This window comes from Paenibacillus soyae (assembly GCF_024623455.1).
Taxonomy (GTDB): Bacteria; Bacillota; Bacilli; order Paenibacillales; family Paenibacillaceae; genus Pristimantibacillus; species Pristimantibacillus soyae.
This window is the reverse complement of the sequence record NZ_JANIPJ010000002.1, coordinates 392,453-415,449: the sequence shown is the minus strand read 5'-3', so window position 1 is coordinate 415,449 and position 22,997 is coordinate 392,453. Positions and strand designations below refer to the sequence as shown.

At 54.2% G+C, this 22,997-nt stretch carries 27 protein-coding genes; 18 read left to right on the top strand and 9 right to left on the bottom strand.

The window, feature by feature from the left end:
* Position 1: 1 nt before the first annotated feature.
* A complete protein-coding gene (locus NQZ67_RS04595) occupies positions 2-898 on the bottom strand; it encodes a helix-turn-helix domain-containing protein (RefSeq protein WP_257443160.1) in 897 nt (298 codons plus the stop codon).
* 289 nt (positions 899-1,187) lie between these two features.
* Between NQZ67_RS04595 and NQZ67_RS04590 the strand changes: the two genes are divergently transcribed.
* The 6 genes from NQZ67_RS04590 (at position 1,188) to NQZ67_RS04565 (ending at position 9,244) form a co-directional block, all read left to right on the top strand.
* Positions 1,188-1,427, top strand: a complete 240-nt coding sequence (locus NQZ67_RS04590) for a hypothetical protein (protein WP_257443158.1) — start codon at positions 1,188-1,190, stop codon at positions 1,425-1,427.
* Positions 1,428-1,574: 147 nt separating this feature from the next.
* Entirely contained in the window at positions 1,575-3,485 is a 1,911-nt protein-coding gene (glgB, locus tag NQZ67_RS04585) for a 1,4-alpha-glucan branching protein GlgB (RefSeq protein WP_257443157.1), read from the top strand.
* A 15-nt stretch (positions 3,486-3,500) separates the two neighbouring features.
* The gene (locus NQZ67_RS04580) at positions 3,501-4,667 is read left to right on the top strand and encodes a glucose-1-phosphate adenylyltransferase (RefSeq protein ID WP_257443155.1); all 1,167 of its coding nucleotides are present in this window, start codon (positions 3,501-3,503) and stop codon (positions 4,665-4,667) included.
* Entirely contained in the window at positions 4,664-5,776 is a 1,113-nt protein-coding gene (glgD, locus tag NQZ67_RS04575; protein WP_257443153.1) for a glucose-1-phosphate adenylyltransferase subunit GlgD, read from the top strand. Before NQZ67_RS04580 ends, glgD begins: the two co-directional genes overlap by 4 nt.
* A 49-nt stretch (positions 5,777-5,825) precedes the next feature.
* Entirely contained in the window at positions 5,826-7,289 is a 1,464-nt protein-coding gene (glgA, locus tag NQZ67_RS04570; RefSeq protein ID WP_257443152.1) for a glycogen synthase GlgA, read from the top strand.
* Positions 7,271-9,244 carry a glycoside hydrolase family 15 protein gene (locus NQZ67_RS04565; protein WP_257443150.1) on the top strand — a complete coding sequence of 658 codons (1,974 nt, stop codon included), beginning with the start codon at positions 7,271-7,273 and terminating at the stop codon, positions 9,242-9,244. The genes glgA and NQZ67_RS04565 overlap by 19 nt, the downstream gene beginning before the upstream one ends.
* A 75-nt stretch (positions 9,245-9,319) precedes the next feature.
* On the opposite strand, the gene NQZ67_RS04560 is transcribed toward NQZ67_RS04565, so the two are convergent.
* From NQZ67_RS04560 to NQZ67_RS04540, 5 genes are read right to left on the bottom strand one after another with little or no spacing between them, the layout of a single operon-like run.
* Positions 9,320-9,769: a spore germination protein GerPE gene (locus tag NQZ67_RS04560; protein ID WP_257443149.1), complete on the bottom strand. Its 450-nt coding sequence runs from the start codon at positions 9,767-9,769 to the stop codon at positions 9,320-9,322.
* Positions 9,753-9,977: a spore germination protein GerPD gene (locus NQZ67_RS04555; RefSeq protein WP_306812687.1), complete on the bottom strand. Its 225-nt coding sequence runs from the start codon at positions 9,975-9,977 to the stop codon at positions 9,753-9,755. Before NQZ67_RS04555 ends, NQZ67_RS04560 begins: the two co-directional genes overlap by 17 nt.
* 4 nt (positions 9,978-9,981) lie before the next feature.
* On the bottom strand, positions 9,982-10,665 hold the full coding sequence (gene gerPC, locus NQZ67_RS04550) for a spore germination protein GerPC (RefSeq protein WP_257443148.1): 684 nt from the start codon (positions 10,663-10,665) through the stop codon (positions 9,982-9,984).
* Positions 10,666-10,705: 40 nt separating this feature from the next.
* Entirely contained in the window at positions 10,706-10,909 is a 204-nt protein-coding gene (locus tag NQZ67_RS04545; RefSeq protein WP_257443147.1) for a spore germination protein GerPB, read from the bottom strand.
* Positions 10,906-11,139, bottom strand: a complete 234-nt coding sequence (locus NQZ67_RS04540; RefSeq protein WP_257443146.1) for a spore germination protein — start codon at positions 11,137-11,139, stop codon at positions 10,906-10,908. The genes NQZ67_RS04545 and NQZ67_RS04540 overlap by 4 nt, the downstream gene beginning before the upstream one ends.
* A gap of 139 nt (positions 11,140-11,278) precedes the next feature.
* On the opposite strand from NQZ67_RS04540, the gene NQZ67_RS04535 reads away from it, so the two are divergent.
* The 10 genes from NQZ67_RS04535 (at position 11,279) to NQZ67_RS04490 (ending at position 19,084) form a co-directional block, all read left to right on the top strand.
* Positions 11,279-11,704 (top strand): alpha-crystallin domain-containing protein, encoded by a 426-nt coding sequence (locus NQZ67_RS04535; RefSeq protein WP_257443144.1) that lies wholly within the window; start codon positions 11,279-11,281, stop codon positions 11,702-11,704.
* Between the two features lie 161 nt (positions 11,705-11,865).
* Positions 11,866-12,066, top strand: coding sequence for a hypothetical protein (locus NQZ67_RS04530; protein ID WP_257443143.1), 201 nt, complete (start codon positions 11,866-11,868; stop codon positions 12,064-12,066).
* 13 nt (positions 12,067-12,079) lie between these two features.
* Positions 12,080-12,304, top strand: coding sequence for a hypothetical protein (locus tag NQZ67_RS04525; protein WP_257443142.1), 225 nt, complete (start codon positions 12,080-12,082; stop codon positions 12,302-12,304).
* A gap of 73 nt (positions 12,305-12,377) precedes the next feature.
* Complete coding sequence (locus tag NQZ67_RS04520) at positions 12,378-12,815, top strand: Fur family transcriptional regulator (protein ID WP_257443140.1); 438 nt, start codon at positions 12,378-12,380, stop codon at positions 12,813-12,815.
* 23 nt (positions 12,816-12,838) lie between these two features.
* On the top strand, positions 12,839-13,060 hold the full coding sequence (gene yidD, locus NQZ67_RS04515; RefSeq protein ID WP_257443387.1) for a membrane protein insertion efficiency factor YidD: 222 nt from the start codon (positions 12,839-12,841) through the stop codon (positions 13,058-13,060).
* A 350-nt stretch (positions 13,061-13,410) separates the two neighbouring features.
* Positions 13,411-15,393, top strand: coding sequence for a methionine--tRNA ligase (gene metG, locus NQZ67_RS04510; RefSeq protein ID WP_257443139.1), 1,983 nt, complete (start codon positions 13,411-13,413; stop codon positions 15,391-15,393).
* Positions 15,394-15,600: 207 nt separating this feature from the next.
* Positions 15,601-16,653: a metal ABC transporter solute-binding protein, Zn/Mn family gene (locus NQZ67_RS04505; protein ID WP_257443137.1), complete on the top strand. Its 1,053-nt coding sequence runs from the start codon at positions 15,601-15,603 to the stop codon at positions 16,651-16,653.
* Between the two features lie 64 nt (positions 16,654-16,717).
* Positions 16,718-17,542 carry a metal ABC transporter ATP-binding protein gene (locus NQZ67_RS04500; RefSeq protein ID WP_257443135.1) on the top strand — a complete coding sequence of 275 codons (825 nt, stop codon included), beginning with the start codon at positions 16,718-16,720 and terminating at the stop codon, positions 17,540-17,542.
* Entirely contained in the window at positions 17,526-18,332 is an 807-nt protein-coding gene (locus NQZ67_RS04495; protein ID WP_257443134.1) for a metal ABC transporter permease, read from the top strand. The genes NQZ67_RS04500 and NQZ67_RS04495 overlap by 17 nt, the downstream gene beginning before the upstream one ends.
* Positions 18,333-18,367: 35 nt before the next feature.
* Positions 18,368-19,084, top strand: coding sequence for a cytochrome c biogenesis CcdA family protein (locus NQZ67_RS04490; protein WP_257443133.1), 717 nt, complete (start codon positions 18,368-18,370; stop codon positions 19,082-19,084).
* Between the two features lie 11 nt (positions 19,085-19,095).
* Here the strand turns inward: NQZ67_RS04490 and splB are convergent, their stop codons facing one another.
* Positions 19,096-20,163, bottom strand: a complete 1,068-nt coding sequence (gene splB / locus NQZ67_RS04485; RefSeq protein ID WP_257443131.1) for a spore photoproduct lyase — start codon at positions 20,161-20,163, stop codon at positions 19,096-19,098.
* Between the two features lie 224 nt (positions 20,164-20,387).
* Between splB and mntR the strand changes: the two genes are divergently transcribed.
* Positions 20,388-20,810 carry a transcriptional regulator MntR gene (gene mntR / locus NQZ67_RS04480; RefSeq protein WP_257443385.1) on the top strand — a complete coding sequence of 141 codons (423 nt, stop codon included), beginning with the start codon at positions 20,388-20,390 and terminating at the stop codon, positions 20,808-20,810.
* Between the two features lie 75 nt (positions 20,811-20,885).
* Here mntR and NQZ67_RS04475 read toward each other — a convergent pair whose 3' ends face one another.
* Both NQZ67_RS04475 and NQZ67_RS04470 read right to left on the bottom strand, forming a co-directional pair.
* Complete coding sequence (locus tag NQZ67_RS04475) at positions 20,886-21,212, bottom strand: hypothetical protein (protein WP_257443130.1); 327 nt, start codon at positions 21,210-21,212, stop codon at positions 20,886-20,888.
* Between the two features lie 24 nt (positions 21,213-21,236).
* Positions 21,237-22,151 carry a DUF1385 domain-containing protein gene (locus NQZ67_RS04470; protein WP_371825268.1) on the bottom strand — a complete coding sequence of 305 codons (915 nt, stop codon included), beginning with the start codon at positions 22,149-22,151 and terminating at the stop codon, positions 21,237-21,239.
* A 242-nt stretch (positions 22,152-22,393) separates the two neighbouring features.
* On the opposite strand from NQZ67_RS04470, the gene NQZ67_RS04465 reads away from it, so the two are divergent.
* Positions 22,394-22,906, top strand: a complete 513-nt coding sequence (locus NQZ67_RS04465; protein ID WP_257443128.1) for a YqhR family membrane protein — start codon at positions 22,394-22,396, stop codon at positions 22,904-22,906.
* The last annotated feature ends 91 nt before the right edge of the window (positions 22,907-22,997 follow it).

Here is a 22,997-nt window from a genome sequence, read left to right as displayed (position 1 = left end):
TTTACTTGCGCGTCGCCGGCCATATAGCAGAGGTTTCTATGCCAAGCTCCGAGGCGATCAGCTCTGCTGTAAGCCTCTGGGGCTTGTTGATTTTTCCGTTGCGAAGCTTCGAAATCGTCTGAAGGGAAATACCCGTCGCTTCGGAGAGCTGGCCGGCCGTCATATCGCGCTTGGCCATCCAAATCTTGAGCTTCATCGATGGATCGATCTCGTCTTCGCCGACCGGTCTGAAATCCCAGATGACGAACGCCATGACGTTGCATTTGCCGACGCCGTTGCGAATCGGGGAGAACGTGAGCTCCAGCTCCAGCTCAACGCCGCTAAGCTTGCTGGTGTGGATGGTAAGACTTCTCTCCTCGTAATGCTCGCAGGCTTCGTTCATGAGCTGCAGCAGGCGTTCGCGGTCATTCTCCGCTATGAACTGCAACAGGGTCTCGTCCTCCAAGGTTTGATCCGGCTCGAACATGAGCGGCGCCAAGCTGTCTCGAAGGAAACGAATATGCAGATGTTTGTCGACGACGCCGCTCATGAGCACTTTGCCGCGCTCGAGCTGCTGCTCGATCCAGCTGTACGCGGTTAAATCCTCCGCGATAATTAAAGCGCGGCGGCAGTCGTCCCCGGGCGATTCCGGTAACGGCAGCTGCTCGATGCGAAGCCGGAGCTGGACTCTCGCCTTCGTTTTGAGACGGATTTCGCTCTTCAGGATGCGTTTGGACAGATCTATGTGGAACCGTTCGGCCAGTTCTTTCCCTTCTTTGGCTTTCAGACGGGGAAGCGTGTAGCCGATCAAATCTAGGAAAGCAAAGTTGGCGTCCTCAACCGAAATCTCGCCGTTCTTTTCTTGCAGCACGACCATCGGCTGGTCGAGCATCTGGAATATTTGTTGATGAACCTTCAAATCCGTACCTCCTTCATTGCCAATCTTATTGATTATAATAGACTCGCTGTTGAAATTCCTAGGGTAAAAGTCGGATTATTCATCTATTCTTCATTTTGGTTTAATTATTTAAACTTCGTAGCAGAAAGGGGGGAGATGATTAGCTTGCCATGCCTTTTAGTCGTGTGCAATCGTTATTATGAGCGCACAGCCAACTTTATTGTGCGCCTATTTCCCGTTAATATTAAGTCTGTTATGGGAATAGGCGTGAAACGGTTTATATCGCTTTAAGAACAGGGAGGAACTTCTAATGGAACAATGCAGCATGGACAACTGTTTGAAGCCGGTTAAAGCAAAAGGCCTGTGCGCAATGCATCATCAGCGTTTGCTGCGTCATGGAGATCCCAACACGGTAAGACCCAGACGCGTCAAAAAGGTTGTGAATTGCAGCTGGATCAATTGCGACAATAACGCCGTTTCGAAGGGCTATTGCTCGAAGCATTATTATATTAACCGCGTGACGCATGGCGGATGGAGTAAACTTTCATAGGGTTTACGTCGAAATGTGAAGAATATTGACGTTTACATTTCATATACATTTCATACATGGCCATGTTCTATGAAAACTGGGTTGTTTCTTTTTCACAGAACCATGTATAATGGGCGTAAATACTCTTCCGATGAGGTGAAGCTGCGCATGCTGGCAACGACGACGCTCTTCGGTTTGTCCGAAGAGGATATTTACTTGTTCAATCAAGGTTCCTCGTATCATAGCTACCGCTTCATGGGGGCGCATCCCGTCAAATTCGAGGGCAGGCTAGGCGTGCGCTTCGCGGTATGGGCGCCGAACGCAAAGGAAGTACGCGTCATCGGCGGGTTTAACGGCTGGAACGGGATCGATCACCGTATGGTGCCGATCGGGACCACCGGCGTGCACGCGTTGTTTATCCCTAAGGTGAAGGAAGGCGAGCTGTACAAATACGAGATAGTCGCGAAGGACGGAACGGTTATCCGCAAGGCGGATCCGTACGCCTTCTACTCCGAAAGACGGCCTGGCACGGCTTCGATCGTCGCGAGGCTGACCGGCCACAGATGGCAAGACGGCAAATGGATGCGTTGGAAGAAAAAAAACGCGCCGTATCATCGTCCCCTGCTCATTTACGAGGTGCATGCCGGTTCCTGGAAAATAAAAGGGAAAGAAGATTTCTACACCTACGATGAGCTGGCGGACGACTTGATTCCGTACGCTGCCGAGATGGGCTATACCCATATCGAGCTGATGCCTCTCGCGGAGCACCCCCTTGATCAGTCTTGGGGCTATCAGATTACCGGGTTCTACAGCCCGACCAGTCGCTACGGCAAGCCTGCGGCGCTCAAACGGTTCGTGGACCGCTGCCATCAGAACGGTCTAGGCGTCATTCTGGACTGGGTGCCCGGCCATTTCTGCAAAGACGATCACGGTCTCCGCCGATTCGACGGGACGCCGCTTTACGAAGGGGCCGATCCGAATCGAGCCGAGCTGCCTTTGTGGGGCACGCTGGCCTTCGATTTCTCGCGACGGGAAATCGTCAGCTTCCTGATCTCGAACGCGATCTACTGGATGGACGTCTTCCACATCGACGGCTTCAGGGTCGACGCCGTCGCGAATATGTTGAATCTCCACATGGATAAACCCGCGCATATGCGCACGTATAACGAGCTTGGCGGCAGAGAGAATTTGGACGCTCTGCGATTCCTCAAACTACTGAACGAGACCTTATTTCGTTACTACCCCGACATCTTGATTATCGCAGAAGATTCCTCAGCCTGGCCCGCCGTAACCTCGCCTACATACCAGGGTGGCCTTGGCTTCAACTTCAAATGGAATATGGGCTGGATGAACGATATGCTTCGCTATATGAAACTTCATCCGAACGACAGACAACATCACCATCACCTGCTGACTTTCTCGCTTTGCTACGCTTTCTCTGAAAATTACGTGCTTCCTTTGTCCCATGACGAAGTCGTGCACGGCAAACGTTCCCTGCTGAACAAAATGCCGGGCAGCTACGAAGAAAAGTTCGACCAGCTGCGGCTTCTCTACGGCTACTGGATGACTCATCCCGGCAAGAAGCTGTTGTTCATGGGCGGCGAATGGGGCCAGTTCGACGAGTGGAAGGACGGCGACATGCTCGATTGGATGGTTCTCGAATACGATTCCCATAAGAGCATGCATCGCTATGTGCGCGAGCTTAATCAGGTTTATCGCGAGACGCCTTCGCTTTGGGAGAAGGACCGGGATCCCGATTGCTTTCAATGGATCGACGTACATAATGCGCAGCAATCCGTCATATCTTTTATCCGTCGCGGACGATCAAGCTTCTCCGTCATCATCGCTAACTTCTCCTGCCACGATTACCGCGACTACCGAATTGGCGTTCCCGAGCCTGGCATGTACCAACCGCTTATTCATAGCGGCGACACCCGGTTCGGTGGCTATATAGAGAATGCGACTACTGCCTGCTACACCAGTGACAACATGAAGTGGCATGGCCTAAATCAAAGCATCTCGATTCAACTCCCCCCCTACACCTTTCTGCTGCTGACCTATCTGGGGAACACACAATAACAAGGAGTGGTGTCCATGGGCCGAAAAGAAATGATCGCTATGCTGCTCGCAGGCGGCGAAGGTAAACGATTGGGCGTTTTGACGAGGGATCTGGCGAAGCCCGCCGTCTATTTCGGGGGGAAGTATCGCATTATCGACTTCACTCTCAGCAATTGCGCTCATTCCGGCATCGATACGGTCGGGGTTCTGACGCAATACCAGCCGCTCGAGCTCAACCGCTATCTCGGAATCGGAAGTCCGTGGGGACTAGACCGGAGGGACGGCGGCATGACGATTCTGCCTCCATACGTGAAACAGAAAGGCGGCGTCTGGTACAAAGGTACGGCAAATGCCATTTACCAGAACATGGCGTTTATCGAGCGATACGATCCGGAGTATGTGCTCGTTATCTCCGGCGATCACATCTACAAAATGGATTACGAGCTGATGCTGGAGCATCACAAGAAATGCGGCGCCGATCTTACGATCGCGGGCATCGAAGTGGAGTGGAAGGAAGCGAGCCGCTTCGGCGTCATGCATATCGACGACGAAGACCGGATAACCGCGTTCGAGGAGAAGCCGAAAAACCCGAAAAGCAATATCGCCTCTATGGGTGTATACATATTCACGTGGAAAGCGTTGCAGAAGTATTTGATAATCGATGAAGCCAACCGTAATTCCAGCCATGACTTCGGCAAAGACGTCATCCCGGCCATGATGCGCGATGGCTTGCGCATGCACTGCTATCCGTTCAAGGGCTATTGGAAGGATGTCGGGACGATCGAATCGCTGTGGGAGGCGAACATGGATCTTATCGCCGACGAGCCGGCGTTGTCGCTCTACGATCCGGAGTGGCGGATCTACTCCGTCAGTCCGAACAAACCGGCTCAGCTGACGACAGATACGGCGGAAGTGACGGCGTCGCTCGTGACCGAAGGCTGCATCCTGGAAGGCATCGTCGACCGGTCCGTGCTGTTCTCGGGGGTACATACGGAAATCGGAAGCCTGATTACCGAATCGGTGATTATGCCGAACGTAACGATCGGAGCGGGAGCACAAGTCCATCGCGCGATTATCGGCGAAGGGGCGGTCATTCAAGCGGGCGCCACGATCGGCGACCCGAATTCGGATGAAATTACCGTCGTCGCCGTCGATCAATTCGTCGCCGTCGATCATCAATTGCTGGAGGTGGAGCCGACATGAAGCATAACGTCCTTGGCGTCATTAATTTGATTCACGAAACCGACGAGCTGGAGAGATTGACCCAGAGCCGCTGCCTGGCGACCGTCCCGTTCGCCGCGAGGTATCGCCTGATCGATTTCGTGCTGTCGAGCCTGGTTAACTCCGGCATGGACAAAATCGCGGTGTTCGCGCATACGAAATACCGCTCGCTGATGGATCATCTGGGCTCCGGCAAGCATTGGGATCTCCAGCACCGGCAAGGAGGGCTGTTCATACTGCCTCCTGCTACGGACGATATCCAGGAGATCAGCCGCGGCGACTTGTACCATTTCTATCAGCATCGCGATTACTTCCAGCGTTCCTCGCTTGATTATGTCGTTATTACGCGAAGTCATATGGTTTGCAACGTCGATTTCGACGACGTGATCCGTTCTCATCAAGAGCAAGGGGCGGATATTACGGTCGTATGCAAGCGGGAGCCGAATCATACGTTCGGCAAAGCCCGCAAAGTGAAGATGGACGCAGACGGCCGAATTACGGCCATTCAGGATCATTATGGACGCATGATCAGCGACATTATCTCGATGGAGATGTACGTCATGCGCAAAGAGCTCCTTATGGAGCTGGTGGAGACATCGCTGGCGCAAGGACAGGATCATCTCGTCCGGCATGCCATCTTCTCGAGGCTTGGCAAGCTGAACGTGCGCGCTTATATGTACGATGGGTATCTAGGCGTCGTGAATACGATATCCAGCTATTACGAGCACAGCATGAAGCTGCTGCAGCCAGCCGTATGGAAGGAGCTGTTCTACCGGCCGGGTCCGATTTACACGAAGGTGAAGGATGAGCCGCCGGCCCGGTACTCGGCCTCGTCCAAGGTGACGAACTCGCTGATCGCGAACGGCTGCCGTATCGAAGGCACCGTCATCAACAGCGTTTTGTTCCGGGGCGTCCATGTCGAGAAAGGCGCAATCGTGAAGGACAGCATCATTATGCAGAACGGGCAGATCAGCGAGAACAGCTTTGTCTATAACAGCATCCTGGACAAAGACGTTGTGGTGGAGAGCGACCGCGATATTCGCGGAGCGGGCGGGACGCCGTTCCTGGCCGGCAAGAAGAAGATCATTTAATAGAGAGACGGCATATCGGCCGTACGAATGGATGGGAGGCTTGTAAGAGATGAATATTCTGTTTGCGACCTCGGAAGCGGTGCCTCTAGCGAAGACAGGCGGTCTCGCCGATGTGGCCGGAGCGCTGCCCAAAGCCTTGAACGCGCGGGGGGCCGACGTCAGAATCGTACTACCCAAATATGAAGAAATTCCGGATTCATACCTCCAGGAATTCCGCTTATTAGCGGAATTCCAGGTTAGCTTCGGCTGGCGCAATCAATATTGCGGCCTGCTGGCTGCGCGAATTGACGGCGTCACCTATTATCTGATCGACAACGAATATTATTTCCGTCGAAGCGGGCTGTATGGCTACGACGATGACGCGGAACGGTTCGTCTTCTTCTGCTTCGCGGTCATGGAAGCGGTCCGATATATGGGGTTCCATCCGAACATCGTGCATTGCCATGATTGGCAAACAGGACTTATCCCTTTCTTGCTGAGAACAAGGTACGCGTTCGACCCGGCGTGGGCTTATACGAAATCCGTATTTACGATTCACAATTTGAAGTACCAGGGCTTGTTCGGCATGGACTTGATGAAGGAGCTGACGGGAGCCGGGGACGACATGTTCGTCCCGGACAAGCTCGAATATCACGGCGCCGCGAGCTGCATGAAGGGCGGCTTGGTATTCGCGGACAAGCTGACGACGGTAAGCGGAACGTACGCCATGGAGATTCAATCGCCTTATTATGGCGAAGGGCTAGACGATCTGCTAAGGTACCGTTCCGGCGACCTTGTCGGCATCGTGAACGGCATCGACACCGAGTCGTTCGACCCGATGAACGATCCCGAGCTGCATACGCCTTACCGGAATTCCTTGTCCCGCAAGCGCAAAAACAAAACGGAGCTGCAGAAGGAAATGGGACTTCGGGAGTCCGCCGACACCCCATTGATCGGGATCGTATCCCGGCTCGTCGAGCAGAAGGGCTTCGATCTGATTGCCGCCACCCTCGACGAGCTGCTTCAGGAGGACGTCCAGCTTGTCGTGCTCGGCGCGGGGGAATGGCGCTACGAAGAGCTGTTCCGGAGCGCCGCGGCCAGGTATCCCGAGAAGGCGGCCTTGTGGCTGGGCTATAGCGATCGCATGGCCAGACGGATATACGCGGGCAGCGATATGTTCGCGATGCCTTCGAAGTTCGAGCCATGCGGACTAAGCCAATTGATCTCTTTGCGTTACCGTACCGTTCCGATCGTTAGAGAAACGGGAGGGCTCCGGGATACCGTCCAAGCCTATAATGAATATACGGGTGAAGGGAACGGCTTCAGCTTCTCTAACTACAACGCGCATGAATATTTGGATACGGTAAGAAAAGCGCTGGCCGCATACGGGCGGGAGGAGGTATGGAAGCGGATCGTCGAGAACGGAGCGCGGGCGGACTATAGCTGGAGCAGCTCCGCCAAAGCTTATATGGACGTATACTCGCAATTGTCGGCTGATCGAAAGGAGAGCGAACCATGGCCCGTCATCTCGTAATCGGCAACGGCAAGATGCTGCTCAATCTGGATCAGCATTGCTTCATCCGCGATATTTATTATCCGTTCGTAGGCCAGCTCAATCACGTCGGAGGCCATTATTGCCGCTTCGGCATTTGGGTGGATGGCGTGTTCTCTTGGCTGGATGAGCCGGGATGGCGGTTTGAGCTCGACTATATCGAGGATTCCCTCGTCACGAACATCACGGCCCGGCATGAGGGACTGGGCGTCGAGCTATACATGAACGACGGCATTCATCAGCGCGAATGCATTTATATTAAACGAGTCGTTGTCCGCAACAGGCGCCACGACGCCAAGGAAGTCAGGCTGTTCTTCCACCAGGATCTGATGATCGAGGGCTCCGAGGTCGGAGACACGGCGGTTTATTATCCGGACAATCATACGCTTTATCATTATAAGCGGTCGAATTATTTCATGTTCAACGGCTTCTCCGATGAAGGCGGCATGATGCAGTATTCGACCGGCATCAAGCGGTTCCAATCGGCCGAAGGGACGTGGCGAGACGCGGAAGACGGGGTGCTCATGGGCAACACGATTGCCCAGGGCTCCGTCGACAGCACGATCAGCTTCCGCTCGAAGGTCGACGGGTATTCCGAGAAAACCTTTTATTATTGGATGTCGATCGGCAAAAATCTGGAGGAAGTCAAGGAGCTCGACCAGTACGTTCAGGAAAGCCATCCAGAGAAGCTTCTCAGCCGCATGGTGGTGTACTGGAATCATTGGCTGCGCAGAGCGGAAACCGATCTCGGGGATCTGCCGCCGGGCGTCGTCAAGCTGTTCCGGCAAAGCTTGCTGCTCGTCCGGACGCAAGTCGACGAGAGAGGGGCGATTCTAGCCGCTAACGATACGGATATCCTGCAGTATAACCGGGACCATTACAGCTATATGTGGCCGAGAGACGGCGCCTTGATCGCGGAGGCGATGTCCATGGCCGGCTATCAGAGCGTCATTGCGCCGTTCTTCCACTTCTGCGCCGCGGCTCTTGCTCCGGGAGGCTATCTCTATCACAAATACAATCCGGATGGAACGGTCGGCTCCAGCTGGCATCCGTATATCGTGCAGGGCAGCAAGCGGCTGCCTATTCAAGAGGATGAGACGGCGCTCGTATTGTTCGCTCTTTGGCGGGATTACAGCCGCAATGGCGTGATTGAGCTCCCTCAGTCGTTATATAGCAATCTCATCCGCAAATCGGCTACCTTCCTAAGCGAATACGTCGAGACCGCGCTGTCGCTGCCGAAGCCGAGCTATGATCTATGGGAGGAGCGGTACGGCATCTGGACGTACACGGCGGCTTCGGTCTACGGAGGACTTATGGCTGCCGCGTTCTTCACGGACCTCTTCGGAGATTATGAGCGAAGCGATCATTACAAGGAAGTCGCAGGATCGGTCAAGCGAGGCATGCTGACTCATCTCTGGGATGAGGAAAACGGAAGATTCGCGCGCGGTCTCATCCAGAAGGATAACCGTTGGGTGAAGGATATGACGCTCGAGAGCAGCCTGTTCGGCGTGCTTGAATTCGGCGTCCTGCCGGTGGACGACTTCCGCGTCGTGAGCACGATGAACGCGATCAAGGAAGGATTAGGGGTGAAGACGGAAGTCGGGGGCGTCGCAAGGTACACGAACGATTATTATTTCCAGCAATCCGGAGATATCGACAAAGTGCCTGGAAACCCTTGGATTATATGTACCCTATGGGTCGCGAACTTCGAGATCGACTCCGCGCAATCGCTCGAGGATCTCGAGGGTCCGCGGCGAACGCTTGAATGGGTCGCGGGTCACGCGCTCCAAAGCGGCATGCTGCCGGAGCAGCTGAACCCGTACGACGGGTCGCCGTTATCCGTAGCCCCTCTGACATGGTCGCACGCGACCATGGTGCAAAGCGTTAGCAAATACGCGGCGAAGTACAGGGAGCTTTGCGGCGGCAAAGCAAGATAAGAATAAACGAAGGCTGCTTGCCTCCGCGGATGAACCGTGGAAGCAGGCAGCCTTTTTTCGTGTTATCGGCTTGCGCTACGTCTCCTTATCCTGCCCATCGGGCGACTGCCCGTCCGGCTGCTGCTTCGGATATTGCCGGATATGCTTGATTCTCGAATCGCCGCTGACCAGCTTGCCGTTGCCGATCTGCACGCTGGACGCGTTGCCCGCGGCGATGATGCGGATGCATCCGACGCGAATGCAAGGCTCCGCGTTCTCGAATCGGGTTTCAATAAGCGCTCCGGACTCGGCAACCGGATCGCGCAGAACGGGATAGGGTCTTCTGAAAAGCGGATACGATTCGAAATAAACGTTTCCGGATTCGGTGTGGTCTTCTTGGCGCTGCACGGCGAGCGCGCGCAGCTTCGCCCGAGTCTCCCCCCGGTCTCCAAGCTGCACGGCTGCCGCCGACGCCGCGCTGATGATGCATAACACGCCAACCTGGGAGGTGCGCGGCGGAAACGAGGCGCTAGTCATCTTGGACATTCGACTCGCCTATTGCGGTATCGGCGCCTTCCGGCGACGGGAACGGCGCGAGCGGACCTACGATGACCGACTCCGGGGGGGTGTCGAACATCGAATACAGCATGACGTTGTCGGTATCGCCGACTTGCAGCATGGAGGCGCTCGATACGCCAAGCACTTCGATTTGACCGACGGCGAGCGAGTGGTTCGTCACATGAAATCGGATCATGCGTTTATCCTCCGTTACTCGGATTTCCCGACTTCAGCCTTTGGAGATAGGCGCAAATGGCCGTTTCCGCGTCTCTCCTCGTTTTGGCATAGACGCGTTCGGTCATCAGATCGGGATATAGCAACGACGGGTCTTGCCCGCCTTGCTGATTCGCCTGCATGTAGAATTGAATGCGCGGCGGCAATTGCTTGCGGATATCTTCAATAATAATCCGCCGATGATGCGGATCCAGCGGCAGCTCCAATGTTTGCTCTTGGTTCAGAATAAGCTGGTTCGCTTCCGATTCCAGGAAGCGTTCAAGTCTGCCCATTACATCTTGGTATGCGGCGTCCGGCTGCGCATCGATGGGATCGGCCGCCGGGAAGACGTTGCCCTCGCCGACGGACAGCTGATCGACATTTTGCGTGGATTCCCCGTTCTCGTTTTCCCCGTTATTCGCCGCTTCGAGTTCGGGAGCGGACATCCCGATGTTGAGCGTGCCCTCCAATTTCTCGACCTTCAGCTGATCGAAGTGATACTGAATGTTCTCGATCGTATACTTCGGTTTCTCCTCCAGCTTCTTCAGACGGGCGGTCAGCTCCCGAAGCGCAGCTTCAAGCGCCGCGATCCGTTCGTCTTGCGATTTGAGCTTTTGCTGCACTTGATAGGACCAAACCTCCCAGGGCGAGAGCTGGTTATCGTCTTTCATCTTGGCACGCTCCTCTCATTCGCCGGCGGCATTGGCGGATCTACGCGGGGTTCGGCAGCGGCACGAAGGACAACGGATTGTCTCCCCCAAGCTGGGGAGCGGGCTCCGTGAATCCGCCGGTGTTGTATAGCTGGGATAACGAACGGATCGAACCGGAGCTGCCTACCTGCAGAACCGAGCTGTTCGATACGCTGTCCACGCGCAATTGCTTGATCGTAATGGTCTGATAGATCGTCAGGCTCATACGATGTTCGCTCCGTTCGGCACGTTCACGTTGTCCTGAAGATCCGGGTCGAGCGAGTTGGTGGCGCTGACGGCATTATTGGAATTCGTCAGGCTGCCGGTCAAGAAGGAGCCGGAGCCCGCATAGGTTTTGGAGTTGCTGGAAGGCGACGCTTGAAGCGTATCGCCGAATTGCACGATGGAGCCGGAACCTACACTTACGACTTTGACAAAACCGACGACGGCCGGCATAGCGTATCACTCCCAAATCATAATCGTTTCTCCTATAGTCTATGCGGCATTCGCCCAGTGGTGACTTGGCGGAATGTATCCTATTGCTAGGCATTCGCATATGCTGATTGGGGACGCTGTAGAAGGTGGTGAACGCGATATGTCTTCGAATTGGGATGATCTGGAGCGATGGATGGAGGGGCAGCAGCTGCCGAGAGGCTTCGAGGTGCTGCGGGAGCCGGATTGGGTGGAGAAGTTCGTCAGGCGAATGATGACCAAGTCGCTGCCCGAAATCGCCGGACGCATAACGGGAACCGGCGCCGCCCGCGCGACGGAATCGAAACAATATATCGGAGTCACGCTGAAGCTTCCGCCCGGAACGGATTATGGCGCCTTGCGCTTATTCGTGAGGGAGGACGCCGTTCGCGTCGAAGGGCTGCCCGGCGGCAAGCATGAGCTGATCAAGCTGCCGAAGCTGGTCAAGCCGAAGGTTTGCCGGGCGAGCGTTAAGGAAGGCACCTTGCATGTGAAGCTTCGCAAACGGGCGGGGAGCCGCGCGTTTCATGAGCATACGATACATTGGTAATGACGGCGGCTCGGCAGGGTGCAGCGATTGTTTCCTGCCCGATCGGCGTTTTGTCACGAAATCGACCGTATTTATTACGCCCTACGGCTGGATAATGGACAAGGCTTCCCTTATAATGGCTAGTGAAGTGTACCTATCGTGTCCATAAGGGGTGTCGTTTTGTGTCGTTGGTAGATGTAAGCAGCGTATCTGCTTCGTTATTTATACTCGGCGTCGTTTTTCTTTTGCTCATTTTCGGCTTGCTCAGCCTGGGCATTCTCCGGATGTTCCAGCAAAAATTTAAGTTCGGCTGGTTTTGCTTCGCGGGAGCGATCGTAAGCTTCAGCGTGTTTATGTTCATCTTGAACAAATGGTACGTATAGCGGAGGTATGGATTTGTTCTGGACAGCGGTTTGGTTTGTTGTGAATATGTTGTTTGTTGCGGCGCTTATCGTCTGCCTGTTCATGCAGAGGGCGGTTACGATCGGGAAGCTCCAGGAGGTATCCGCGGAGCGAATGGCCGTATTGACGCGCCGAAGGAACGTGCTGGCGGCGGTCTCCGTCCTTCTGTTCGCGGGGATGTGCGCGGCCTTCGTCGTGAATATGAAGTTGAACGGTTAGGGGCTCTCATTGACGAGAGCTCCTTTTTTCGGCATTATGAGAAGAGAATCTTATTTTTTTCGGAGGATCGGCCATGCATACAGTAGAAGAAATCGTCGGGCGAATGTCGAATCGGGGCCTGCGCGTGACGGATCAACGAAAGACGCTTGCCAAGCTGTTCGCCGACACGCCGGGTTACCTGTCGCCGAAGGATGTCTATGAATATATGGGAAAAACGTATTCCGGCCTCAGCTTCGATACCGTATATCGGAACCTGCGGGTCATGGAGGAGCTAGGCGTGCTAGAGCAGGTTATGTTCGAAGAGGGAGTGAAGTTTAAGCTTCACTGCCGGGAAGAGCATCACCATCATCATATGATTTGCCTGCAATGCGGGCATACGTATCCGATCACTTTCTGCCCGATGGAGCAGACGGCGGTGCCCCAGGACTTCCGCGTCGTGAAGCATAAATTCGAGGTGTTCGGCTATTGCAAGGATTGCGCCCAGGAAGAATCGGCCGCGAGCCCGTCGTGACGGAGCGATCAAGCAGCACCGTGCTGAAGAGAGTCGCGAAAGCGCCGATTCATATGTACCGGAAGGTCATTTCTCCTTTGAAGCCGCCGACCTGCCGCTTCTATCCCACCTGCTCGGCCTACGCGCTGGAGGCGATTGAACGCCATGGGGCGGGGAAGGGAGCTTGGCTAGCCGCGAGGCGGATTGCCAAATGCCATCCGTTCCATCCCGGGGGCTATGATCCCGTACCGGAGAAGCTGCCTTGACATCGGGGGAACGAATTCGTTATATTTTAGGAAATAGCAACAGCCAATGAATGGATGAGTACAGCGGAGCACCCTTCGCAGAGAGCCGGGCAGGGCGGTGAAAGCCGGCAAGGGACGAAGCTGGAAGATGGTCCGGGAGGCACCGTGTTCGAGCCGGCCGAGAGGCGGCGGTAAGGGCATGGCGTAACGTCCGCGTTAAGGACGGCTGCCGTCCTTTGGACGGCGAATGAAGCGGCTCCCGCGCGTGCGCGGACGGCCGGAAGTTGGGTGGCACCACGTGAGTTCATGCTCTCGTCCCATGTTGGACGGGAGTTTTTTGCGTTTTTTAGACAATTAAGGAGGTTATGGGAATGGCGAAGGACAAATCGTTTTATATTACGACCCCGATTTATTATCCGAGCGACAAGCTGCATATCGGCCACGCTTACACGACGGTAGCCGGCGACGCGATGGCTCGCTACAAGAGGCTCCGCGGTTATAACGTCTGGTATTTGACGGGCACGGACGAGCACGGCCAGAAGATCGAGCGCAAGGCGAAGGAGAAGGACAAGACGCCGCAGCAGTTCGTCGACGATATCGTCGTTGGCATCAAGGAGCTGTGGAGCAAGCTGGAAATTTCGAACGACGATTTCATCCGGACCACGGAGGAACGCCATAAAACCGTCGTAGAAAAAATTTTCCGGCAGCTGCTTGAGCAGGACGACATCTACAAAGGCGAATATGAAGGCTGGTACTGCACGCCTTGCGAATCGTTTTTCCTGGAGCGGCAGCTGACGGACGGCAAATGCCCGGATTGCGGGCGTCCGGTCGAGCTTGTGAAGGAGGAGAGCTATTTCTTCCGCATGAGCAAATACGCGGACCGCTTGCTTCAGCATTATGAAGAAAATCCGGAGTTTATTCAGCCCGAATCCCGCAAAAACGAAATGATCAACAATTTCATCAAGCCGGGACTCGAGGATTTGGCCGTATCGCGGACGACCTTCGATTGGGGCATCAAGGTGCCGGGAGATCCGAAGCACGTCATCTATGTCTGGATTGACGCGCTCTCGAACTATATTACGGCGCTTGGCTACGGCCAAGAAGGCGGGGACGGCAAATATAAGCAGTTCTGGCCGGCGGACGTTCATCTGGTCGGCAAGGAAATCGTGCGCTTCCATACGATTTATTGGCCGATCATGCTGATGGCGCTTGGACTGCCGCTGCCGAAGAAGGTATTCGCCCACGGTTGGCTGCTGACGAAGGAAGGGAAAATGTCCAAATCCAAAGGAACGGTCATTGACCCTGTCGTGCTGATCGACCGTTTCGGCCTGGACGCCCTTCGGTATTACCTGCTTCGCGAGGTGCCCTTCGGAGCGGACGGCGCGTTCACGCCGGAAAACTTCGTGGAGCGGATCAACTTCGATCTAGCCAACGATTTGGGCAACCTGCTTAACCGGACGATCGCGATGATCGACAAATATTTTGACGGAGCGGTGCCGGAGTATCCTGGTGCTGTGACGCCATATTGCGCACAGGTTGCGTCTCATGCTGTTGGAACTGTTACAGCGGTTGAAGACGCGCTTGAACGTATGGAATTTTCCGTTGCGCTGTCATCCTTGTGGCAGTTCGTCAGCAGAACGAATAAGTACATCGACGAGACGCAGCCTTGGGCGCTGGCGAAGGATGAGGCGAAGAAGAAGGAGCTTGCTTCCGTCATGCATCATCTGGCGGAATCGCTGCGGATGATCTCCATCATGCTGCAGCCTTTCCTGACCCATGCCCCGATCGAGATATGGAGACAGCTCGGCGTTGAGCAAGGGAAGCTGACCTCGTGGGAAAGCATGGAGACGTTCGGGCGGATCCCTGGCGGCACGAAAGTGGCCAAAGGCGATCCGATCTTCCCGAGACTCGAAATGGAAGCGGAGGCGGCCTTTATCGCTGCCTCGATGAGCGGAGGCGTGAAGCCGCAAGCCGAAGCGGCGCCAGCGGCCGAGCAAGGCGCCGAGGCGGCTCCCGCGCCTTCGGACAAAGAAGAAATCGGCATCGACGATTTCGCCAAGGTCGAGCTTCGGGTCGCGCAGGTGCTGGCCGCGGAGCCGGTGCCGAAAGCGGATAAGCTGCTTAAGCTGCAGCTCGATCTGGGCTACGAGAAACGTCAAGTCGTATCCGGCATCGCCAAGTTCTACAAGCCGGAGGAGCTTGTTGGGCGCAAGGTCATCTGCGTCACGAACCTGAAGCCCGTGAAGCTGAGAGGCGAGATGTCGCAAGGGATGATTCTTGCCGCATCCCATGGCGACCAGCTGACGCTCGCGACCGTGCCAGACGGCATGCCGAACGGCGCGATCGTGAAATAAACAATAACCTGAATAAGCCGTTCCTGTTCTGTATACAGCAGATCAGGAACGGCTTTTTTGGCGACATAAGAATGAATAGGTTTGACTATACTGAACGTATCATTCGGCTGCAGGCGAATAAAAGTTGGTTGACAGGGTAATAGAGGCGTCTTATAATACTAAACGTAATAGTAACGATTACTAAAAAGAGAGACGGAGTGTACTTAGATGAAATCTTCTGGCATGAAAAAAAGCGCGGCCGCGGCGATTACGGCCGTGATGGCGCTGGCGCTTGCAGGCTGCGGCGGAAATAACGGGAATGACGCGAATGCGGTAACCGTAACAAATACAGTGCAGGAATCAACGAATGCGCCCGACAACGAAGACGTGCAAGCTGCGGATCCGTCTTTGAAAGTGGTAACGAGCTTCTATCCGCTTTATTTTTTGGCCAAGGAAATCGGCGGAGAGCACGCAGAAGTGGTCAATTTGGTCGCCGCGGGCGTAGAGCCGCATGACTGGACGCCGAAGAGCCGCGATTTAAGCGAAGCTTCAAGCGCGCAGCTGCTTCTATACCATGGAGCGGGGCTCGAGCAATGGATCGAAACCTTCCAGAAAGGCTTGTCGGACGACAGCGGCGTCGCGGTCCAAGAAATGAGCGTCGGCATTCCGCTTCTGGACGGAGACGAAGAGGGCGAGGCACATGAGGAGCATGCGCACGAGGAGGAAGAGCACTCCCACGAGGAGGAGGGGCATTCGCATGCCATCGATCCTCATACATGGGTAAGCCCGAAATCGGCGATCATCCTGGCCGAGAACGTGAAGAACAGCCTGGTCGAAGCGGATGCCGCGCATAAGGATGATTACGAAGCGAACTTCGAGGCTTTGCTCGGCAAGCTCAAGAAGCTGGATGCCGACTACGAAGCCGCGCTGTCTGCCGTCACGCAGAAAAACTTGGTTGTCTCCCATCAGGCGTTCGGTTACTTGGCGAGGGACTACGGCTTAAATCAGGTGTCCATCATGGGACTCAGCCCTGAAGCGGAGCCGAAGGCGCAGGACCTGCTCAAGATTGCGAAATTCGTCGAGGAGAACGGCGTTCGATATATTTTCTTCGAGGAGCTCGTATCGGATCAGCTCGCAAGAACGCTGGCGAACGAAGCGGATGTGGAGACGATGGTGCTGAATCCGCTCGAGGGGCTCACGAAGGAGCAGGAGAAAGCCGGGGAGACGTATTTGTCGCTGATGGAACGAAACTTGCAAAATTTGATCCAAGCCTTACAATAATATAGACCGTTTGTTTACGGAGCTGACCTCAGCTCCATTTTTATTGCTGTGAGGAGAGAGGCAATTGTCGGTTATCAAACCAAACAACAGAGCAGCCGAAAGCTGCCATAACGAGGTCATCAGCGTTGACCGGGTCTCGTTCTCTTATCAACAGAAGCTGGTTATGCAAGATGTCAGCTTCGGGGTCAAAGAACGGGATTTTATCGGTCTGATCGGAGCGAACGGAGCAGGCAAAACGACGCTGCTGCGCATGATCGTAGGACTTCTAAAGCCGAGCGCGGGAGAAATCCGTTTGTTCGGGCAGCCTGTGCAGTCATTCAAGGATTGGGATCGTATTGGTTACGTCCCGCAGAAGAACGCCCTGAATCCGCAATTCCCGGCTACCGTGCGCGAGGTCGTCCTGTCCGGGCTGTATGGCCGAAAAAATATGTTTCGGAGGCTGTCCAAAGCGGTTCAATCGAAGGCGGACGACGCTCTAGACGCGATGGGTATTATCGATCTAAGCGACAAGAAGATCGGTCAGCTGTCCGGAGGCCAGCAGCAAAGAGTATTCCTGGCGCGGGCGCTAATTAACAATCCTTCCCTGCTCATCTTGGACGAACCGACCGTCGGGATTGACTCCGAGACGCAGGAAAACTTTTTCCACATGATCAAGCATATGCATCAGCATCATAATATGACGTTCCTAATGGTCTCCCATGACATGGAGATGATTCGCGGGTACCTGGGGCAAGAGCCTGCGGCTTCGGCCGGCAAGCTGAAATTTTATATCCGCCATTCGCACGATACCCAGGATTGCGTCGAGAGCAATCTGGCGCATAGTCTCAAAGGCTTAAGGGCGCGGATGGAGAGCGGGAGAGAGGTCGTTACGGTTGGAGATCGTTACTAGCGAATTTTTTCAAAGAGCTTTAATCGGCGGACTGCTGATCGGCATCACGGCGCCGCTTATGGGTTTTTTTCTCGTGCTGCGCCGGCTGTCCATGATCGGAGACACGCTGTCGCATGTGGCCATCGCCGGCGTGGCGCTCGGATTTATCGTCGGCGTCTATCCGATCGCGATGGGACTGCTGTTCGCGATTGCGGCTTCGTTCGCGATCGAGAAGCTTCGGAAAGCTTATAAAGCGTACGCCGAGCTGTCGCTCGCCATTATTATGGCCGGCGGAATCGGTCTTGCTTCGATTCTATTCACGGCCGGCGACAGCATGATGGATGTGAACAGCTATCTATTCGGCAGCATCTATACGCTGGACAATGTGGATCTGTATACGATCGGCGGCGTCACGGCTGTCGTATTGATCGTCATTATTTCGCAGTCGAAAGAACTGTTTCTTATCACCTTTGACGAAGAAGCGGCATCGGTGAGCGGCTTGCCCGTCCGATTCTATAATGTTATGATTAGCGTGCTTACGGCCTTAGTGATCAGCGTTGCGATCAAGATCGTCGGCGCGCTGCTCGTATCGGCTCTTCTGACGATTCCGGCTGCCTGCAGCCTGATTATCGCGCGAAGCTTCAAGCAAAGTCTCATGACGGTTATCGCAATCGGCGAATTCGCCGTCATCGCGGGCCTCCTGATCGCCGGCGTCTGGAATTTGGCTCCGGGCGGCACCATCGTCTTGCTGCTTATCGCTCTGCTGCTGATTTTGCTTCTCGTCAGAAGGGGCTTTCGGCTTGGAGGGTAGGAACTAGTAACGATCTAAAGGGGTGTAATAGGGGAATGACCGACATTAACATATGGCTGGCGTTCGGAGCAGGCTTTGCTTCCTTTGTATCGCCCTGCTGCTTGCCGCTTTATCCCTCGTATTTATCGTACATAACCGGCATTTCCGTCTCGGAGCTGAAAGATACGCAGCAGATGACAGCCAAAAAACGCATGCTCATGTTGACGCACACGTTGTTTTTCGTTCTCGGCTTTTGTACGGTTTACTATACGCTCGGCTACGGGACGAACGTATTCAGCGAGTTCTTCAGCGAATACAATCAGCTAATCCGGCAATTATCGGCGATTCTTATTATATTGATGGGATTATTCCTCATGGGCATCTTCCAGCCGAGCCTTCTGATGAAGGAACGGAGAATGGATTATGTCCCGAAAAAGGCCAGCTATGCCGGATCGTTTATATTCGGAATCGGATTTTCGGCGGGCTGGACGCCATGCATCGGCCCTGCGCTTACGGCCATTCTCGGCCTTGCGGCCTCCGAGCCTGGTACGTGGTTCAGTTTGACATCCGCCTATGCGCTTGGATTCGCGATACCGTTTTTCGTGCTCGCTTTTTTCCTCGGAACCGCAAGATGGATCCTCAAATATTCCGCGGTCGTCATGAAAATCGGAGGAGCCGTCATGATTTTGATGGGTATCCTTCTCTTCTCGGACCAAATGACGAAAATCACCATATGGCTGAACATGATGACGCCGGAATGGATGAAGTTTTAGCATTTACCACGCTAGGTAAAATATTCGATTTTCCCCTCCGGGAAATGATGGAAGACGCGCTCCGATATGAATAAGCGGAGCGCGTCTGCTTGTTCATCGGGGTATACGTATTTGCCTTGTCCCCAGCGGCCCCATTTGTATTTTCTTTTTTCGATGTCCATCTCGAGCTTCGTTTTCGGGTACCGCTTCTCGATGACGTTTTTGGCGGTACTCGTGAATCGATGCTGGATCAGCTCGAAGGTGAGATTCTCCCTGGCGTCCTTCGGCAGCGCTTTGTCGAGCTCGGCAATCAGCTCGGCATAGCCTTCCTCCCAGCCGTCGTGCCAAATAATCGGAGCGATAATAAACCCGATGGGGTACCCGGCGGCGGCGCATTTCGCTGCGGCCTCGATCCGCTGCTCGAATCTAGAGGTGGAAGGCTCAAAATGCTTGATTACGTATTTGCTGTTCACGCTGAATCGAATGCGCGTATGGCCGTTATGGTTCGCGTCCAGCAGCGAATCGACGTGATGAAACTTCGTCACGAACCGCAGACGGGCCAGAGGCTGCTTTCCCATGTATTCGATAAGCTCCCGTAGGCTGCCCGTAATGGGCTCGAGACCGACGGGATCCGAAGTGCACGCCGCTTCGAATCTCGTGATTTCGGGAGCGCGCTCGTCAATGTAGCCTTGCGCGGCGTCCAAGATATCGTCGATGTTGACGTATACGCGTATATACGGCTTGGCGCCCAGCGTCGTCTGCAAATAGCAATAATGGCAATGCGCCATGCAGCCGGTCGCGATCGGAATCGCGTATTCCGCGGAAGGCTTCGAGGTGTCGAACTTGAGCGTCTTGCGCAGCCCGACAACCAGCGTACGCTTGGCGATTTTATATTGCTCCAGCTCCGTGTCCCCAGGCAGGTTGGTGATGCGGTTGTGGGAGGTCGTCATCCGGTAAGGTATGCCTTCCTTGTTCACCCAATCATAAATTCGACGTCCTTTCGGATAATCGAGCGCCGCGGGCTCGAAATAGACGAGCTCCGGCACAAAGGATAGCGCGGACCGGTCGACGCGCGGACGTTCTACTAATTGCTGGGTCATGAAAGTACCCCCTATAATGGAATCCAGCTCGGAAAACGGTTATAAAAAATCACGTTTTAGTGTGCGTGATGCCGGCAACTCGTAGTCTGGAAAGTGGGCTTAGACCATCCGCATTCTGCCAATGAATAGCGGCGGCGGGTTGCAGTCGGGAGGAGGAACAGTGTATGATACTTAGAGTAACGCCGAGGCAACTGGGTGAAGAAGCAAGGTTAGGGGGTTCTAAGGTGCCGACTCCAAGCATGGAAGACTACTTGGAACGAATCTATAAATTAATCGACGAGAAAGGATATGCTCGCGTATCCGATATAGCGGAAGGGCTTGAGGTTCATCCGTCCTCCGTCACGAAGATGATTCAGAAGCTGGATAAGGATAACTACCTTATTTACGAGAAATACAGGGGACTTGTTCTCACCAATAAAGGAAAAAAGATGGGGAAGAGGCTTGTCGACCGCCATCATCTGCTCGAATCGTTTTTGGAAACGATCGGCGTCCAGGAAGAGAATATATACAAGGACGTGGAAGGCATCGAGCATCATCTGAGCTGGGATTCGATAACCTGCATCGAGACGCTGGTCGAATACTTCCGGAGGGACAGCTCCAGATTGGACGAGCTGAAAGCTCTTCGCTCCGTGATGGAAACGGAATAATACATAGCGTGCATGCGGCACACGGACAAAAGAAGAAGGTCAGCGGAGCGAATGGCTCCTCTGACCTTCTTCTTTTTAATGATATTTGGGGAGATCATCGTCGTCCTTGCCGCCTTCAATGACCCGGAACGGGACATTCTTGGAGCGGGGACGGCTGGATTTGGGTTTGGTTGCTGAAGGGCGGGATTGCGTGACGTGCGCATGCTTCCGGCCGCCTCGAGCGCCTCCGAGAAAGGAAGGAGGATATTTGTATAGGAGGAAGATTCCTCCAAGGATGACGATCGGCAGGAGCAACTGGAGAAGATTATCTCGCAGTCCCACAATGAGGCCGATCACGAATAGGACAAGGACGATTACTGCCGCTGCATTCCACTTGCCCGCACGCTTTCCGCGATTGAACATGTTCATCACGCCTTTCCGATCCTATCAGGAAGTTTGGGATATTTGGCGGTCGAGCTCTCGCATTCTGTTGAAGGAAGCGATGGATACGGCTACTTGGTCGTCCTTCGGTTCTTTGGTCGTGAGCAGCTGCAGCCACAGCCCCGGATAGCCGAGGTAACGCAGAACGGGCAAATCCCTCATCGCGTTCGTGATCCGCAATACTTCATAGGAGACCCCGAGCACAAGAGGCAGCAGCGCCAGACGAATGACGACCCGCTCCCATATCGTTTCCCATGTGAATACGGGAAGCGAATAAATGACGACGCCCACAATGACCGTAAATATAATGAAGCTGGAGCCGCAGCGGTAATGAAGCCGACTGTATTTCTGCACGTTGTTCACCGTCAGCTCTTCACCCGCTTCGTATGCGCTGATTACTTTATGCTCGGCTCCATGGTACTGGAACAGACGCTTAATAAGAGGCGTTAACGAGATAAAATAAAGATAAGCCAGCAGCATGATGATTTTGATGAGTCCTTCTAATAAATTATGACCGACCTTATTCTCGAATAACCCCTCGAACAGCAAAGATTCCAATATGGCCGGCACGCCGGTGAAGATCACTTTACCCGCTATAAAGGAAAGCACTCCCGCAACGGCTACGCTGACGATCATCCCTGCGCTGAAGCCGCTCTTCTTGGTTATGTCGGGCGGCGGCGGAGCGGCTGCGGTCTGGGCTTGCTCTTCTTCCGCTTCATCCTCCGCGTACTTCTCCATGGAGAAATTAAGGTGCTGGGAGCCCTTGGCGCTGGAATCGAGTATGCCGGCGACACCGCGTACGAACGGGATTTTCTTGAGCGGCTGCATCCAGCGGTAAGTTTTGCGAGGGACCTCGTAAAAGACGATTTCATCGTTCTTGCGCCTGACAGCCGTAACGTTCACGTGTTTCCCCGCGAACATGACGCCTTCGATGACGGCTTGTCCGCCATAAATATTCCGTGGATCTTGAGACAAGTTAGTGCCACCTTCCTTGATAGTTCTTCTATTCGGTTATATTGCTATTGTACTTGATCTGACCATCAAATGCACGTCACGGCCGAACGGTTAAAATCCGGCTGAATCGTCACATACTAGCGGTAGATTGCTGTTAGTGGATAGTTACAATGTAATCGCAAATCGGAAGTACAAAAGGAGAGAACGGAATGAATATCCAAGCAAGGTCCAAATTGAATGACACGGAGAAGAAGCATCGAACCAACCCATGGTTATATCCGATGGAGATCGGTTTTTTTGCGGGCTTGTTCTTCTGCGTGCTGCGCTGGATTTGTTACGAGATGAACTTTACGAAGGTGCTTCCGGGTTTTTTGGCGGATAATTTCTTCGAACAGAGCTTTCTGCGCGCGGGCTGGGGCATCGTAATCGGCATCGCAAGCTTTATCGTATTCTCGATCATAGCGGCTTTATTGTATAAGGTCGCGCTGGGCAAGCTGAGAGGTCCTTGGGCGGGGATTTTCTACGGCTTGATCTGGTGGGCTGTTATCTTTGCGGGTATTGGACCGCTGCTCGGCATTACCGGATGGCTGAACGAAATCGGCTGGAATACGATCTTTACCGAGGCTTGCATCTTCACGGTCTGGGGAGTATTTATTGGTTATTCCATTGCTTTCGAATTCAACGACGAAGCGTCCAGGGAGCCGATGACGGCGAAGAGTTGAGTTGTTACTTCTCAAGCGGAGGACATTTGTGGTAAAATGTCTAATGATCTTGGACGATAGCGCAAATGAGAGTTGCTTGGGAGGTGCTGGC

What these genes read in the sequence shown, in the direction of transcription:
- NQZ67_RS04590 (WP_257443158.1), top strand. Translation starts at nt 1,188, where the DNA reads ATGGAACAATGCAGCATGGACAACTGTTTGAAGCCGGTTAAAGCAAAA.
- glgB (WP_257443157.1), top strand. Translation starts at nt 1,575, where the DNA reads ATGCTGGCAACGACGACGCTCTTCGGTTTGTCCGAAGAGGATATTTAC.
- NQZ67_RS04580 (WP_257443155.1), top strand. Translation starts at nt 3,501, where the DNA reads ATGGGCCGAAAAGAAATGATCGCTATGCTGCTCGCAGGCGGCGAAGGT.
- glgD (WP_257443153.1), top strand. Translation starts at nt 4,664, where the DNA reads ATGAAGCATAACGTCCTTGGCGTCATTAATTTGATTCACGAAACCGAC.
- glgA (WP_257443152.1), top strand. Translation starts at nt 5,826, where the DNA reads ATGAATATTCTGTTTGCGACCTCGGAAGCGGTGCCTCTAGCGAAGACA.
- NQZ67_RS04565 (WP_257443150.1), top strand. Translation starts at nt 7,271, where the DNA reads ATGGCCCGTCATCTCGTAATCGGCAACGGCAAGATGCTGCTCAATCTG.
- NQZ67_RS04560 (WP_257443149.1), bottom strand. Translation starts at nt 9,769, where the DNA reads ATGTCCAAGATGACTAGCGCCTCGTTTCCGCCGCGCACCTCCCAGGTT.
- NQZ67_RS04555 (WP_306812687.1), bottom strand. Translation starts at nt 9,977, where the DNA reads ATGATCCGATTTCATGTGACGAACCACTCGCTCGCCGTCGGTCAAATC.
- gerPC (WP_257443148.1), bottom strand. Translation starts at nt 10,665, where the DNA reads ATGAAAGACGATAACCAGCTCTCGCCCTGGGAGGTTTGGTCCTATCAA.
- NQZ67_RS04545 (WP_257443147.1), bottom strand. Translation starts at nt 10,909, where the DNA reads ATGAGCCTGACGATCTATCAGACCATTACGATCAAGCAATTGCGCGTG.
- NQZ67_RS04540 (WP_257443146.1), bottom strand. Translation starts at nt 11,139, where the DNA reads ATGCCGGCCGTCGTCGGTTTTGTCAAAGTCGTAAGTGTAGGTTCCGGC.
- NQZ67_RS04535 (WP_257443144.1), top strand. Translation starts at nt 11,279, where the DNA reads ATGTCTTCGAATTGGGATGATCTGGAGCGATGGATGGAGGGGCAGCAG.
- NQZ67_RS04520 (WP_257443140.1), top strand. Translation starts at nt 12,378, where the DNA reads ATGCATACAGTAGAAGAAATCGTCGGGCGAATGTCGAATCGGGGCCTG.
- metG (WP_257443139.1), top strand. Translation starts at nt 13,411, where the DNA reads ATGGCGAAGGACAAATCGTTTTATATTACGACCCCGATTTATTATCCG.
- NQZ67_RS04505 (WP_257443137.1), top strand. Translation starts at nt 15,601, where the DNA reads ATGAAATCTTCTGGCATGAAAAAAAGCGCGGCCGCGGCGATTACGGCC.
- NQZ67_RS04490 (WP_257443133.1), top strand. Translation starts at nt 18,368, where the DNA reads ATGACCGACATTAACATATGGCTGGCGTTCGGAGCAGGCTTTGCTTCC.
- splB (WP_257443131.1), bottom strand. Translation starts at nt 20,163, where the DNA reads ATGACCCAGCAATTAGTAGAACGTCCGCGCGTCGACCGGTCCGCGCTA.
- NQZ67_RS04475 (WP_257443130.1), bottom strand. Translation starts at nt 21,212, where the DNA reads ATGTTCAATCGCGGAAAGCGTGCGGGCAAGTGGAATGCAGCGGCAGTA.
- NQZ67_RS04470 (WP_371825268.1), bottom strand. Translation starts at nt 22,151, where the DNA reads ATGTTCGCGGGGAAACACGTGAACGTTACGGCTGTCAGGCGCAAGAAC.
- NQZ67_RS04465 (WP_257443128.1), top strand. Translation starts at nt 22,394, where the DNA reads ATGAATATCCAAGCAAGGTCCAAATTGAATGACACGGAGAAGAAGCAT.